13 protein-coding genes are annotated in these 14,992 nt (G+C 54.4%); all 13 read left to right on the top strand.

What is annotated here, in order from left to right; translation table 11 throughout:
• Positions 1–882 carry an Rpn family recombination-promoting nuclease/putative transposase gene (locus RHI63_RS07610; protein WP_310821428.1) on the top strand — a complete coding sequence of 294 codons (882 nt, stop codon included), beginning with the start codon at positions 1–3 and terminating at the stop codon, positions 880–882.
• 3 nt (positions 883–885) lie between these two features.
• Entirely contained in the window at positions 886–1,803 is a 918-nt protein-coding gene (locus tag RHI63_RS07605; RefSeq protein WP_206199648.1) for an Rpn family recombination-promoting nuclease/putative transposase, read from the top strand.
• A 3-nt stretch (positions 1,804–1,806) separates the two neighbouring features.
• Complete coding sequence (locus RHI63_RS07600; RefSeq protein WP_310821427.1) at positions 1,807–2,748, top strand: Rpn family recombination-promoting nuclease/putative transposase; 942 nt, start codon at positions 1,807–1,809, stop codon at positions 2,746–2,748.
• 3 nt (positions 2,749–2,751) lie between these two features.
• Positions 2,752–3,657: an Rpn family recombination-promoting nuclease/putative transposase gene (locus RHI63_RS07595; protein WP_310821426.1), complete on the top strand. Its 906-nt coding sequence runs from the start codon at positions 2,752–2,754 to the stop codon at positions 3,655–3,657.
• Between the two features lie 3 nt (positions 3,658–3,660).
• Positions 3,661–4,614 carry an Rpn family recombination-promoting nuclease/putative transposase gene (locus RHI63_RS07590; RefSeq protein WP_310821424.1) on the top strand — a complete coding sequence of 318 codons (954 nt, stop codon included), beginning with the start codon at positions 3,661–3,663 and terminating at the stop codon, positions 4,612–4,614.
• Between the two features lie 3 nt (positions 4,615–4,617).
• Positions 4,618–5,487: an Rpn family recombination-promoting nuclease/putative transposase gene (locus tag RHI63_RS07585; protein WP_310821423.1), complete on the top strand. Its 870-nt coding sequence runs from the start codon at positions 4,618–4,620 to the stop codon at positions 5,485–5,487.
• Between the two features lie 3 nt (positions 5,488–5,490).
• A complete protein-coding gene (locus tag RHI63_RS07580; protein WP_310821421.1) occupies positions 5,491–6,420 on the top strand; it encodes an Rpn family recombination-promoting nuclease/putative transposase in 930 nt (309 codons plus the stop codon).
• A 3-nt stretch (positions 6,421–6,423) separates the two neighbouring features.
• The gene (locus RHI63_RS07575; protein WP_310821420.1) at positions 6,424–7,377 is read left to right on the top strand and encodes an Rpn family recombination-promoting nuclease/putative transposase; all 954 of its coding nucleotides are present in this window, start codon (positions 6,424–6,426) and stop codon (positions 7,375–7,377) included.
• Positions 7,378–7,590: 213 nt separating this feature from the next.
• Positions 7,591–11,940 (top strand): hormogonium polysaccharide biosynthesis protein HpsA, encoded by a 4,350-nt coding sequence (gene hpsA / locus RHI63_RS07570; protein ID WP_310821419.1) that lies wholly within the window; start codon positions 7,591–7,593, stop codon positions 11,938–11,940.
• A 17-nt stretch (positions 11,941–11,957) separates the two neighbouring features.
• Positions 11,958–12,632 carry a hypothetical protein gene (locus tag RHI63_RS07565; RefSeq protein WP_310821417.1) on the top strand — a complete coding sequence of 225 codons (675 nt, stop codon included), beginning with the start codon at positions 11,958–11,960 and terminating at the stop codon, positions 12,630–12,632.
• 31 nt (positions 12,633–12,663) lie between these two features.
• Positions 12,664–13,716, top strand: a complete 1,053-nt coding sequence (locus RHI63_RS07560; protein WP_206199636.1) for a type II secretion system protein J — start codon at positions 12,664–12,666, stop codon at positions 13,714–13,716.
• A gap of 32 nt (positions 13,717–13,748) precedes the next feature.
• On the top strand, positions 13,749–14,333 hold the full coding sequence (locus RHI63_RS07555; RefSeq protein ID WP_302677954.1) for a Tfp pilus assembly protein FimT/FimU: 585 nt from the start codon (positions 13,749–13,751) through the stop codon (positions 14,331–14,333).
• Between the two features lie 32 nt (positions 14,334–14,365).
• Positions 14,366–14,983: a prepilin-type N-terminal cleavage/methylation domain-containing protein gene (locus RHI63_RS07550; protein ID WP_310821413.1), complete on the top strand. Its 618-nt coding sequence runs from the start codon at positions 14,366–14,368 to the stop codon at positions 14,981–14,983.
• Positions 14,984–14,992 lie beyond the last annotated feature (9 nt).

Here is a 14,992-nt window from a genome sequence, read left to right as displayed (position 1 = left end):
ATGCGCCGCGACTCCCTTTTGTATCAACTCTTTGCCCAGCTGCCCCAGACCCTCTTCGACCTCTTGGGCAGAGAGGCTCCTCAGGGGTATCGCTTTGACTCCGTGGAGCTGAAGCAAACGGCCTTTCGCATAGATGGCGTCTTCGTGCCCCCTGACCCCTCGGGAACCGTCTATTTCTGTGAGGTGCAGTTTCAGCGCGATAACAGCTTCTACGAGCGCTTCTTTGCAGAAATCTTTCTTTATCTGCGGCTGTATCGCCAGACCTTCTCTGACTGGCAAGCGGTGGTCATTTATCCCCATCGTCAAGTGGAACAAGTGTCCTTTGAACCCTATGAGGTGTTGGTGAATAGTCATCGCCTGCGGCGGGTGTATCTGAATGAATTGGGGTCACTTGAGACATTGCCATTGAGCCTAGCGCTGATGCAGTTGATGGTGGTACCTGAAGCAGAAATGCCGACAGCAGCACGGTTGCTGGCAGAGCGGACTCGCACAGAGGCAGTGCCAAGGCCAGAAGCCATAATAGAGTTAATCACCACCATTGTGTTGTACAAGTTTACGGAGCTGAGTCGGGAGGAGGTGCTGCGCATGCTGGGGTTTACGACGGAAGAGTTGAAGCGGACGCGGTTTTATCGGGACGTCTATGCTGAGGCACGAGAGGAAGGGTTGCAACAGGGATTGCAGCAGGGATTACAACAGGGATTACAGCAGGGAGAGACCCTTGTTGTTTTACGCCTCCTAAGACGGCGGTTTGGCGAGTTACCAGCTGGTCTTGAGGAGCGTATTCGCCAGCTTTCGCTTCATCAAATTGAAGCTCTGGCAGAAGCCCTCTTGGACTTTACGACCCTTGAGCAAGTCTCTGCTTGGCTAGAGCGCTCCACCTAGCCCATGCGCCGTGACTCTCTTTTTTACCAACTGTTTGCCCAGCTGCCCCAGACCCTCTTCGACCTTTTGGGCATAGACACACCGCAGGGGTATCGTTTTGAGTCCGTGGAGCTGAAGCAAACGGCTTTTCGCATTGATGGCGTCTTCGTACCCCCTGACCCCTCGGGAATAGTCTATTTCTGTGAGGTGCAGTTTCAGCGCGATAACACCTTCTACGAGCGCTTCTTTGCAGAAATCTTTCTCTACTTGCGGCTGTATCGCCAGACCTTCTCTGATTGGCAAGCGGTGGTTATTTATCCCAATCGCCAAGTGGAACAAGTGTCCTTTGAACCCTATGAGGTGTTGGTGAATAGTCATCGCCTGCATCGGGTCTATCTGAATGAATTGGGGTCACTTGAGGCATTGCCATTGAGCCTAGCGCTGATGCAACTCACCGTGTTACCCGAAGCAGAGATGCCGACAGCAGCACGGTTGCTGGCAGAACGCACTCGCACAGAGGCAGTGCCAAGGCCAGAAGTCATAATGGAGTTAATCACCACCATTGTGTTGTACAAGTTTACGGAGCTGAGTCGCGAGGAGGTGCTGCACATGCTGGGGTTTACTACTGAGGAACTGAAGCGGACGCGGTTTTATCGGGAGGTCTATGCTGAGGTACGGGAAGAGGTCTATGCTGAGGCACGGGAAGAGGGCTTACAAGAGGGGCGAGCACAAGGGCTAGAAGAAGGACGACAGGAAGGATTACAGCAGGGAGAGACCCTCGTTGTGTTGCGCCTCCTAAGACGGCGGTTTGGCGAGTTACCAGCTGGCCTTGAGGAGCGCATTCGCCAGCTCCCTGCCTATGAGATTGAAGCCTTGGCAGAGGCTCTCTTGGACTTCACTGCCCTAGAGGAAGTGTTTGCGTGGCTAGAGCGCTCCAGCTAGCCCATGCGCCGTGACTCCCTTTTTTACCAACTCTTTGCCCAGCTGCCCCAGACCCTCTTTGATCTCTTGGGCAGAGACACGCTTCAGGGGTATCGTTTTGAGTCCGTGGAGCTGAAGCAAACGGCCTTTCGCATAGATGGCGTCTTCGTGCCCCCTGACCCCTCAGGAACGGTCTATTTCTGTGAGGTGCAGTTTCAGCGCGATAACAGCTTCTACGAACGCTTCTTTGCAGAAATCTTTCTCTACTTGCGGCTGTATCGCCAGACCTTCTCTGATTGGCAAGCGGTGGTTATTTATCCCAATCGCCAAGTGGAACAAGTGTCCTTTGAACCCTATGAGGTGTTGGTGAATAGTCATCGCCTGCATCGGGTCTATCTGAATGAATTGGGGTCACTTGAGGCATTGCCATTGAGCCTAGCGCTGATGCAACTCACCGTGTTACCCGAAGCAGAGATGCCGACAGCAGCACGGTTGCTGGCAGAGCGGACTCGCACAGAGGCAGTGCCAAGGCCAGAAGCCATAATGGAGTTAATCACCACCATTGTGTTGTACAAGTTTACGGAGCTGAGTCGCGAGGAGGTGCTGCGCATGCTGGGGTTTACTACTGAGGAACTGAAGCGGACGCGGTTTTATCGGGAGGTCTATGCTGAGGTACGGGAAGAGGTCTATGCTGAGGCACGGGAAGAGGGCTTACAAGAGGGGCGAGCACAAGGGCTAGAAGAAGGACGACAGGAAGGTCGGCAGGAAGGATTGGAGCAGGGATTGCAACAGGGAGAGACCCTTGTTGTTTTACGCCTCCTAAGACGGCGGTTTGGCGAGTTACCAGCTGGCCTTGAGGAGCGCATTCGCCAGCTCCCTGCCTATGAGATTGAAGCCTTGGCAGAGGCTCTCTTGGACTTCACTGCCCTAGAGGAAGTGTTTGCGTGGCTAGAGCGCTCCAGCTAGCCCATGCGCCGTGACTCCCTTTTTTACCAACTGTTTGCCCAGCTGCCCCAGACCCTCTTTGACCTTTTGGGCATAGACACACCGCAGGGGTATCGTTTTGAGTCCGTGGAGCTGAAGCAAACGGCCTTTCGCATAGATGGCGTCTTCGTGCCCCCTGACCCCTCAGGAACCGTCTATTTCTGTGAGGTGCAGTTTCAGCGCGATAACAGCTTCTACGAGCGCTTCTTTGCAGAAATCTTTCTCTACTTGCGTCTGTATCGCCAGACCTTCTCTGATTGGCAAGCGGTGGTTATTTATCCCCATCGCCAAGCTGAACAAGTGTCCTTTGAACCCTATGAGATGTTGGTGAATAGTCATCGCCTGCATCGGGTCTATCTGAATGAACTCGGGTCGCTTGAGGCGTTGCCATTGAGCCTAGCGCTGATGCAGCTCACAGTGTTACCCGAAGCAGAGATGCCGACAGCAGCACGGTTGCTGGCAGAGCGGACTCGCACAGAGGCGGTTCCAAGGCCAGAAGCCATAATGGAGTTAATCACCACCATTGTGTTGTACAAGTTTACGGAGCTGAGTCGCGAGGAGGTGCTGCGCATGCTGGGGTTTACTACTGAGGAACTGAAGCGGACGCGGTTTTATCGGGACGTTTATGCTGAGGCACGGGAAGAGGTTTATGCTGAGGCACGGGAAGAGGCCTATGCTGAGGTACGGGAAGAGGTATTGCAGCAGGGATTACAGCAGGGAGAGACCCTCGTTGTGTTGCGCCTCCTAAGACGGCGGTTTGGCGATTTACCAACTAGTCTTGAAGAGCGCATTCGCCAGCTCTCTTCCCCTCAAATCGAAGCTCTGGCAGAAGCCCTCTTGGACTTTACGACTCTTGAGCAAGTCTCTGCTTGGCTAGAGCGCTCCAGCTAGCCGATGCGCCGTGACTCTCTTTTTTACCAACTGTTTGCCCAACTACCCCAGACCCTCTTTGACCTCTTGGGCAGAGACACGCCTCAGGGGTATCGTTTTGAGTCCGTGGAGCTGAAGCAAACGGCCTTTCGCATGGATGGCGTCTTCGTGCCCCCTGACCCCTCAGGAACCGTCTATTTCTGTGAGGTGCAGTTTCAGCGCGATAACAGCTTCTACGAGCGCTTCTTTGCAGAAATCTTTCTTTATCTGCGGCTGTATCGCCAGACCTTCTCTGATTGGCAAGCGGTGGTCATTTATCCCCATCGCCAAGCTGAACAAGTGTCCTTTGAACCCTATGAGATGTTGGTGAATAGTCATCGCCTGCATCGGGTCTATCTGAATGAATTGGGGTCACTTGAGGCATTGCCATTGAGCCTAGCGCTGATGCAACTCACCGTGTTACCCGAAGCAGAGATGCCGACAGCAGCACGGTTGCTGGCAGAACGCACTCGCACAGAGGCAGTGCCAAGGCCAGAAGTCATAATGGAGTTAATCACCACCATTGTGTTGTACAAGTTTACGGAGCTGAGTCGCGAGGAGGTGTTGCACATGCTGGGGTTTACTACTGAGGAACTGAAGCGGACGCGGTTTTATCGGGACGTCTATGCTGAGGTACGGGAAGAGGTTTATGCTGAGGTACGGGAAGAGGTATTACAGCAGGGACTGCAGCAAGGATTACAACAGGGATTGCAACAAGGGCTGCAACAGGGATTGCAGCAGGGATTACAACAGGGATTACGGCAGGGAGAGACCCTTGTTGTTTTACGCCTCCTAAGACGGCGGTTTGGCGAGTTACCAGCTGGCCTTGAGGAGCGCATTCGCCAGCTCCCTGCCCATCAAATCGAAGCATTGGCAGAGGCTCTCTTGGACTTCACTGCCCTAGAGGAAGTGTTTGCGTGGCTAGAACGCTCCAGCTAGCCCATGCGCCGCGACTCCCTTTTTTATCAACTCTTTGCCCAGCTGCCCCAGACCCTCTTCGACCTCTTGGGCATAGACACGCCTCAGGGGTATCGCTTTGACTCCGTGGAGCTGAAGCAAACGGCCTTTCGCATTGATGGCGTCTTCGTGCCCCCTGACCCCTCAGGAACGGTCTATTTCTGTGAGGTGCAGTTTCAGCGCGATAACAGCTTCTACGAGCGCTTCTTTGCGGAAATCTTTCTTTATCTGCGGCTGTATCGCCAGACCTTCTCTGACTGGCAAGCGGTGGTCATTTATCCCCATCGTCAAGTGGAACAAGTGTCCTTTGAACCCTATGAGGTGTTGGTGAATAGTCATCGCCTGCGGCGGGTCTATTTAAATGAACTTGGGTCACTTGAGGCATTGCCATTGAGCCTAGCTCTGATGCAGCTCACCATGTTACCCGAAGCAGAAATGCCGACAGCAGCACGGTTGTTGGCAGAGCGGACTCGCACAGAGGCAGTGCCAAGGCCAGAAGTCATAATGGAGTTAATCACCACCATTGTGTTGTACAAGTTTACGGAGCTGAGTCGGGAGGAGGTGCTGCGTATGCTGGGGTTTACGACGGAAGAGTTGAAGCGGACGCGGTTTTATCGGGACGTCTATGCTGAGGCACGAGAGGAAGGGTTGCAACAGGGATTACAACAGGGATTACAGCAGGGAGAGACCCTCGTTGTCTTGCGGCAGTTAAGACGGCGGTTTGGCGAGTTACCAGCTGGCCTTGAGGAGCGCATTCGCCAGCTCCCTGCCCATCAAATCGAAGCATTGGCAGAGGCTCTCTTGGACTTCACTGCCCTAGAGGAAGTGTTTGCGTGGCTAGAACGCTCCAGCTAGCCCATGCGCCGCGACTCCCTTTTTTATCAACTCTTTGCCCAGCTGCCCCAGACCCTCTTCGACCTCTTGGGCATAGACACGCCTCAGGGGTATCGCTTTGACTCCGTGGAGCTGAAGCAAACGGCCTTTCGCATTGATGGCGTCTTCGTGCCCCCTGACCCCTCAGGAACGGTCTATTTCTGTGAGGTGCAGTTTCAGCGGGACACTACCTTCTACGAACGCTTCTTTGCGGAAATCTTTCTCTATCTGCGGCTGTATCGCCACACCTTCTCTGATTGGCAAGCGGTGGTCATTTATCCCCATCGTCAAGTGGAACAAGTGTCCTTTGAACCCTATGAGGTGTTGGTGAATAGTCATCGCCTGCATCGGGTCTATCTGAATGAATTGGGGTCACTTGAGGCATTGCCATTGAGCCTAGCGCTGATGCAACTCACCGTGTTACCCGAAGCAGAGATGCCGACAGCAGCACGGTTGCTGGCAGAGCGGACTCGCACAGAGGCAGTGCCAAGGCCAGAAGCCATAATGGAGTTAATCACCACCATTGTGTTGTACAAGTTTACGGAGCTGAGTCGGGAGGAGGTGCTGCGCATGCTGGGGTTTACTACTGAGGAACTGAAGCGGACGCGGTTTTATCGGGACGTCTATGCTGAGGTACGGGAAGAGGTCTATGCTGAGGCACGGGAAGAGGTCTATGCTGAGGCACGGGAAGAAGGTCGACAGGAAGGGCGACAGGAAGGGTGGCAGGAAGGGTTGCAGCAGGGAGAGACCCTCGTTGTGTTGCGGCAGTTAAGGCGGCGGTTTGGCGAGTTACCAGCTGGCCTTGAGGAGCGTATTCGCCAGCTTTCGCTTCATCAAGTTGAAGCTCTGGCAGAAGCCCTCTTGGACTTTACGACTCTTGAGCAAGTCTCTGCTTGGCTAGAGCGCTCCAGCTAGCCGATGCGCCGTGACTCTCTTTTTTACCAACTGTTTGCCCAACTACCCCAGACCCTCTTTGACCTTTTGGGCATAGACACGCCTCAGGGGTATCGTTTTGAGTCCGTGGAGCTGAAGCAAACGGCCTTTCGCATAGATGGCGTCTTCGTGCCCCCTGACCCCTCAGGAACGGTCTATTTCTGTGAGGTGCAGTTTCAGCGGGACACTACCTTCTACGAACGCTTCTTTGCGGAAATCTTTCTCTATCTGCGGCTGTATCGCCAGACCTTCTCTGACTGGCAAGCGGTGGTTATTTATCCCCATCGTCAAGTGGAACAAGTGTCCTTTGAGCCCTATGAGGTGTTGGTGAATAGTCATCGCCTGCGTCGGGTCTATCTGAATGAACTCGGGTCGCTTGAGGCGTTGCCATTGAGCCTAGCGCTGATGCAACTCACAGTGTTACCCGAAGCAGAGATGCCGACAGCAGCACGGTTGCTGGCAGAGCGGACTCGCACAGAGGCGGTTCCAAGGCCAGAAGCCATAATAGAGTTAATCACCACCATTGTGTTGTACAAGTTTACGGAGCTGAGTCGGGAGGAGGTGCTGCGCATGCTGGGGTTTACCACTGAGGAACTGAAGCGGACGCGGTTTTATCGGGACGTCTATGCTGAGGTACGGGAAGAGGTCTATGCTGAGGTACGGGAAGAGGTCTATGCTGAGGCACGGGAAGAAGGTCGACAGGAAGGTCGACAGGAAGGTCGACAGGAAGGTCGACAGGAAGGTCGACAGGAAGGGTTGCAGCAGGGAGAGACCCTCGTTGTGTTGCGGCAGTTAAGACGGCGGTTTGGCGAGTTACCAGCTGGCCTTGAGGAGCGCATTCGCCAGCTCCCTGCCCATGAGATTGAAGCCTTGGCAGAGGCTCTCTTGGACTTTACTGCCCTAGAGGAAGTGTTTGCGTGGCTAGAGCGCTCCAGCTAGCCTAGGCATCATAAATCGCTGGTTGGAACAGTTGAAAAATTGTGTTTTTGATCTTTAAGTATGATTGCTGTGCGCAACAATTTGAAAAATTGTCTGGAGGCTGAAATTTTTTACCAAGGAAAAACCATACTAATTACTAGCCTATTTCAGATCTATTGATCGCTCTATAACTAGTGGTAGGTTACTGCTCCCGTGCGTTGACTAGGTGCCCCTATGAAAAAGAATGACCGACGCTTTGGCCTCTCAAAACGGCAGTATCGCAAATTGACCCAAGCAATTCGTCATTTGCTTTACCAGCTGCGCCTCTGGATACGGCGACGGCTGGCACCCCTAGGGAGAGGGGGGCGGCAACTGCAGTTTGGGCGCCGGGGGTTTGTGTTGCCGACGGCGGTGATTGTGTTGGTGGTGCTGACATTAACGGTGGCAGCACTGATGATCCGCACGCTGAATCGCACCGCAGAGGTGGGGGGGCAACGGCAGACCACCCAAGTTTTGAATGCCACTGCACCGGCCATTGATAGGGCGCGTGCCAAGCTAGAGTACTTCTTTAGCCAAGATCCGCTGCGTCCGAATGGGGTGCCGGGGGAAGAAACCATTGAACAGATTATTGGCAATCGGCTAGACACCCCCCGCAACCCCGACCCCTATACGATGGCTGACGAGCAGCGGATTGATATTAATGGCGATGGGCAGGTGGATAATGCTTGGGTGTTTCAACCCACTAGTGACTCGATCGTGGCCTACTCGATCTTGATGCGGCGACCGAGCAATGCGCAACTCGATCAATCGGATGCGCAAAAAGCTGGTCAATTGATCACCCGCAGTCGGCCAATGGGGATTACTGAACTGGGGAATCAGTGTAGTGATCTGGGCGGCGCCGCAGGCCAACAGGTGGAAGTGGGCTGGGATGAAGTGGGCAGTGCTATTTTGCGCAAGAACTTTCAAATTAATGCCTTTGTTTATGAAAACCGCAATGGTGGTCAGGCGCTGTCGACGATTGAGTTTGTGCAGGAACGCCAAATGGAGCGGGGCAATAAATGGGGGGCATGGTTCCGCAATGATTTGGAGATTTTTCCGGGGCCGGAGTTTCGCTGGAATGGGGCACTGCACACCGAGGGGAGTGTCTTTTTGACGGGTGGCACTGGTTTCACCGCCTATCTGATTAGCGCGCCGAAGTCCTGTGTTTATACCCGCGCGGCTTCAGAGATTACGGCAACGGAAATCCGCAACCCAGAAACCAATGAGATTGAATTCCAAGGCCAATTTATGGCGGGGAGCTTGCGGGATAACAACACCAATGCGCCAAATGTTTACATTCACTCTTACCGCGAGCCGCCCAGTGCCCCCTACACCAGTGGGGATGCGAATCCACCTGCTGAAAACGTCAGGTTTAACGCGAACCGCGACTCTGTAAAGGATAACCTGAACCCCGCGGATATAGCTCTCAACCCAGTGGCTATTGTGACCGAAGACCGCAGTCGGGCGCGCGGGAGTAATCCAACCAATGTGACGGCACGGGATTCTAACTGGTCGAATCAGTTTTATGTGCAGCAGGGGCGCTTTGACAATAAAACCCAACCTAAGCCCTACGTGGATGATACGTACCGCGCTGATGACCGCTATGGCCCTAAGCCGGTGTATGACGTCAAGATGCCTGCTTCTGATCCGCTGCGGCAAATTCCCCCAAGCGCTAAGGTGGGCGACCCGATTGGGGGGCGCGATCTGCTGACGCGCAATGTTGCCCCCCCCGACAGCACAAATAAACGGGAGGATTTGGGACTGGATGGCTACTGGGAGCGGCGGGCACGCCAAGAAGGCCTACGAATCATTGTGGGGGAACGCTTGGAACTGGGCAAACCTCTTGATCCACCTGCGACCGCTGATAACAGCCGCGGCAATGAGTTTTATCAGCACCGCACACTGCGGGATGATTTGGCGGCCGTGCAGGCCACAGCCGTTTATCACTACAAAGCGAGGGGAACAACGATCGACCCCAGTATTCCCGATCCGTTCACGGAGCCTTATCCGGGGCAAAACAGCGGGGGCTATGAGCCGATCGCCTGCTTGGCGACTACTCACCACCACGGCACACCGCAAACTGCCCTGCGCAGCATCATGTTCAACCAGTACGATGGCATTCAGGGCTTGCCCTCTGACTTCCGCTTCTTTGACTTCTTTACCGGGCGCGGCACCAATGGTTGGGAGTTTGAGCCTCCTAATTTCAACAGTCCAGAGATGCGAAAAGCGATGAGGAACCTCGTGGACTATGCGGGTGATGGTGTGGATGGGGCGTTTCCGCCCAAACAGGAAATAGGGGGAACCACAATTCACCCCAATCCTGATAAGACCCGTGCTGGGAATTTCTCGAACCTTGACCGCGCGCTTCAACTCCTAGAGCAAAGAGGCAGCTTGAGCGCTCTAAGCTTGGCCGATCAAAGTACAATCCACACCGCAGGCTGTATGTTGGGAATGCTGGCGTATAGTGTGAATACCCTTGAAAATCTAAATTACCAAAACCTCAACCTGAGTGATCTGAATAATGCGATCGGCAATTTGCGTGACGGGAATCGAGACAATGGTGAAGTGATTTTCAATAGTTCTACCATCGAGGTCTATCGCAAGGGCGTTAACCCTGATTACCCATTGAGGTATCGCTTGGGAAATGAGGAGAAGTATCTGAAGTCAGATGCCTACATCACCGCCCTAGTTGACGACTGGAAGCGGCGCCCGCTGCAAGAAACTAATGCCGATGTCAATGCCCGTCTTGCCCGCTTAATTGCCCTCACGGAGCAGGTGAAATATGACCTTAATCCACAAGAAGGGTACACGTGTGGAATTCCTAATGGGTATAGCAACTTGCGGGAGGCTTTTTGCGCAGAAGACCAGCGATATCCAGCGTTGCAGAAGATCTTCAACCCGCAGGGGACTCTAAATCTGAGTGAGATTCTGAATGGTATTAGGGCTATTGCAGCAAACCCACGTATGAATCCAACAGATTTCCTTACCCCTATCGAGCGAGTTGATGGGAATAACCCCTATCCCAGCCGCCTGAATCAAATCATTGGCTTTGACGGCAATGCTCGCAATGTCGCTTTCCTTGATAACACCCTCTTCAATGGTCGTGAAGAGATGGCGGTGCGGGAAATGGATATTGACCTTGACCTGCTGCGGCGCAGGACCATTGGTGGGGATACATGGCTGCCGATGGGGGGCATTGTCTATGCCTTCCGGGAGGATGCAGTGCGCGAAGATGGCATTGCCCGACCTGCCATTACAGGTCAAAACTGGATGAATACTAATCCCAGCAATCCTCATGATCCCATCCGAGCCGCCAACGGCATTTCGACAAAACCAGTGGACTTCTTTGCCGATCCAATGCGGCGACCCAATGGCTTCCGCCTCTGGAATGGCCGGCGCCTTGACCGCCAAGGAATTCCTGCCGAGAAGAATATCGCTGGTCTCTCCTTTATCAGCGATAACCCCGTGTATATTCAGGGGAACTTTAACCTCCACAGTACCAACGGCACAACAAACAATCTGGAGGAATTTACCACAACCCGAGACGCAAACTGGAGCAACTTCTATAGCCGTGATACGCTCGATAATCGCTTTGCTCGGCCTAACTCCGACACTTGGCGACCCGCAGAAATCCTCGGGGATGCGGTGACGATTCTCTCTGACAATTTCTGCAATGGCTCTGCCAATGATTATTTTGCTCAGGCTTACAACGATGGTATTCAAGGGCTTGGCAACAACTCCCCTGAAAACCTCGCCACCTATGTGCAAAACACTGGAAGTGACGCACGGGTTGACAACGGGGACAAGAAAATCTACCCGACCTGTGCCGACAATGCAAACCTGCGCACCTCTTTCTTGAATGCCAACCGTCCTAGGGACGACTTACATAACAATACAGTTTGGCGGCGGGAAAGTCCCTTTGATCCCAGTTCACCGATTTACGTGGATCGCAATGGCACGCCTTGGGTCATCCAGAACTCTCAACCGGAACCCTACAACCGCAACTTCTATACGTTTAACGATCCTCGCTCTCTCAACGATCTTCGCTCTCTCAACGATGCTCAAGCTACCCAAGTCAATGCGGTAATCATCAGTGGCATCGTGCCTTCGCGACCGACCCAATCCTATGGCGGCATGCACAACTTCCCGCGTTTTCTGGAGAGATGGGGTAACCTTACCATTCAGGGATCCTTTATTCAACTCAACTTCTCGACCCAAGCCACAGGTCCTTTTGACCAAGACCAGTGGGAAATTCCCAACGATCCTCGCTGCCGCGATGTCAACACCGCCTTCAATTGTCCAGCGCAATCTGTAGAGTTAATTCAGTACTACGGAGCGCCGACTCGGCGTTGGGGCTATGACGTGGGTCTGCAACTGGCACCGGCAGGGCCAGTGGCGCGGCGGTTTATTACCCCAGGGCGGCAACGCAATGAATTCTACACTGAGCTGCGTGCCGACGATCCCTATATCCTGCGCCTACGCTGTGCCCAACGTCCTAGCGGTAGTGGACGAGTTGATCCAACGGTGTCTAATTGTCCTGCCTAACCATGGAGGTGAGTTCGATGATTCGACAATTGCAGCGGCCGCAGCCAGCCAATGGGGGGCTGACCTTGGTGGAGTGTCTCATTGCCATTCTGGTGGTGAACCTCTCTGTGGCCATGTTGGCCGCACCGCTGCTGTTGGTGGCGGCTACCCGCTTGCGCAATGACCGCATTAACCAGGCCACAGAAATTGCCCGTGGCGAGCTGGATCGGCTGCGGGTGATGATGGAGCAGGGCATTGACCTTCGCGCAGACAGTCATAGCCTGCTGCCGCCTGCAAGCACCGTTGGCGCCTCGGTGCAAAATCCCGCGGCACTGTCTAGGCAGGCTCCGCCAACGAATTTGACAGCCTGCGACTTGCCCAGCAGTGCCACCACGGCCTGCGAGCGGCAACTGAACAATGCCCGCTTTGGGGTGCAAATCTATCGCGGTACCATGATTACCGACGCTGCCCGCAGGGTCTTGGCTTACCCAGTGCAGGTGCGGGTCTATAGCGCTGCAGCCTTGCCGATGGAGTCCGAGATGAACCCCGACCCCATTGAGCCAGAACCGGCGATGATGACCAGCAGCATTGTGGGTGCCGAAAGACGGCCCTTGGCGGTGTTGACAACGGTGCTGCTGCGCAGTGACTCCGCTGAAACCCTGCCGCTGATGGCTGTGCCGGAGGGAGATGGCGGTTCAGGTTCTGGTTCATAAGGTGTTGTTGTCGCAAAGAGGAGAGGTTGCAATGAAACTGCTGGGTTGGTGGCGGCGGCGATCCAAGGGCTTTACGATTACCGAGATTCTGGTTTCCTTGGTCATTGCTGGGGTGATCACCGCCTCCTTAGGCTCAATTTTGATCGACATGATCCAAACCGAAAGCCGCGAGGCCGCTTTGAATCAGCTGCGCCAAGACCTCAAGGCGACGCTGGATGTGATCAGTACGGATCTGTCCCAGGCGGTGTTTGTCTATAACGGCAACTGCTTAGCTGGCAGCGGCTCCTGTGGCGATACCTCCCGCTCTGAACCCCTGACAAACTACCTGCCCGACTTTCCAAATACCATGCGGCCGGTGTTGGCAATGTGGATTTTGGAGCCCTTTCCCTACTACCAAAACCAACTGGGGTATGCCCGATTCGTCATGCCGCGGGATTGCTCAAGGGTATGGTCAACAGATCAGGCAAATGCGGAAGCACACTGCCAAGAGCTGAGAAGTGGCCGCCGCAGTTATACCTTGGTGGTGTATTACATTGATACCGCTCGCCAGTCCTTTTGGTCACCGGAATCGGATTGGCAGGGGCAGGCACGACTCGTGCGCTACCAACTGCGCAAATATAAGGAAGCGGCGAGGGCTAGTGATGCTAACTACGACTGGCTGGGGATTAACCAGGGGTATGTTGACCCTACAGGAAGGACCAACTTTGCCCGCTGGCCAATTGATGTGCAAACTGGTGCCAATCTGCAATCTAGTCGCCCTGTCAAAAACATTGAGGGCTATCTACGGGTCACCGATTTGACGGTGGTCACAGACTTTATTGATACTGATACCAGTATGCCAAGGCCAGACTGCCCAACGGGGACAATTCGCACTCCCCGAGACACCAGTGATGCGCCGGCACCGGCAGGCTTTTTTGCCTGTGTGCAAGAGCGCGGCTCAAGCTTTAATGCCGCCACCTTTGTTTATCTGCGGGGCAATCCCCAGGGCTTGCCGGGGATCCGTGAAGAGGATATACAAAATCGGCCCGTACTGACCACCACGGTGCTGAGCCGTTCGGTGCAAGGAAAAGTTCCCAATTTTTAGCTAACCGCCTAAGGAAAAGGAGCGCCGCAGCCATGAACAGCCGCCAACGGGGCTACACCATGACCGAGATACTGGTGGTCATTGTCCTGATTGCCATTCTTGTGGGCATTGGCACCATGACCCTGTTTCCACTGCTGCAACGGCAACGGGTGCGCGCCGCTGTGAATACTGCCCGCAATGTACTGCGCCTTGCCCAGGCCAATGCCAAAAGGGAAAAGCTGCCTTGGATAGCGGCATTTCGCAATACCGATTTTGGCCCGCAGTGGTCGACCAATCCCGTCAACCGGGATAGGAGGGACTGGCAGTGGCAGCCCCTAGTGGATGACGATGAGCAGTTGGTGATGGTTATGTACGCCACTGACTTTAACTCCACAGAGGTGGGGGAGGGGAATCGAATTTTGGAATGCTGGCAGCCCCAGGCGCGATCGGCGGCAGTCCAACAGTGTGAGTTGGCCTTTGACCATCAGGGGCGGGTGATCACGCCGGTGACGCCCCGGCGGATTGCCTTTAGCATCTATGCCTATGAAGACGAGTACCTCCAGTGCGTGCGAATACCAACCATTTTGGGGGGGATGCGCATTGAGCAGGGAACATCCTGTGGCGTGTATCGTGAGTAAGGTGTCGGTAGAGCAGTGTTGAAGAGTTAGAGATGGCTATGACAGAACATGGGGACAGGGGTAGGGACAGTGTATATCTGAAGCTGCTGTTTTTTCTGCAGGAGCGGCGGCGGTGGGGAGCCAATGGCGGATTGACGTTTCCGGAGGTGCTGGTGGTGATGGTGATTTTAGGGGTGATTGCCCTAATTGCCTTGCCTTCGCTGCTAAACCAACGGCTCAAGGCACAACTGGCGGGGGCCAAATCAGCGGTGGGGGCAGTTAACCGTGCCCAGGAGGCCTACCGGGTGCGCCACAAAATTTTTGCCACCAAAATTGCCTATCTGGGTCTCTATAACACCCAAGGGGGGGGCTATAGGGTGGATGGCTACTATCCCTTGACGCTCACCTATGACCAAGTGAAGGAGGAAAATACTGGCCGCATCCTCCATGGTGGCGGTAATCCGTGGTATGCCGCTGTGCATGCCCAAGCCATTGATCCAGCAGGCAAGGGGGTGTCGGGCTGTGTCTGGGCGAAGCCGGGGGATTTTGGGGTCACGAGTGCTTCGGTGAAGGAGGGAGCAACGGCAGCACCCCCTGGGGATTGTTGGGCAGAGCCACCCCAAGGTTCTAATGACCCAGTCAAGTATTTTCCAATTCAGACAACGGAGTAATTTTAGGGG

The sequence above is a fragment of the Thermosynechococcus sp. GLH187 genome, from assembly GCF_031583395.1.
Classification (GTDB): domain Bacteria; phylum Cyanobacteriota; class Cyanobacteriia; order Thermosynechococcales; family Thermosynechococcaceae; genus Thermosynechococcus.
Note: the sequence above shows the minus strand (reverse complement) of the source record. Positions and strands in the feature narration are given on the sequence as shown.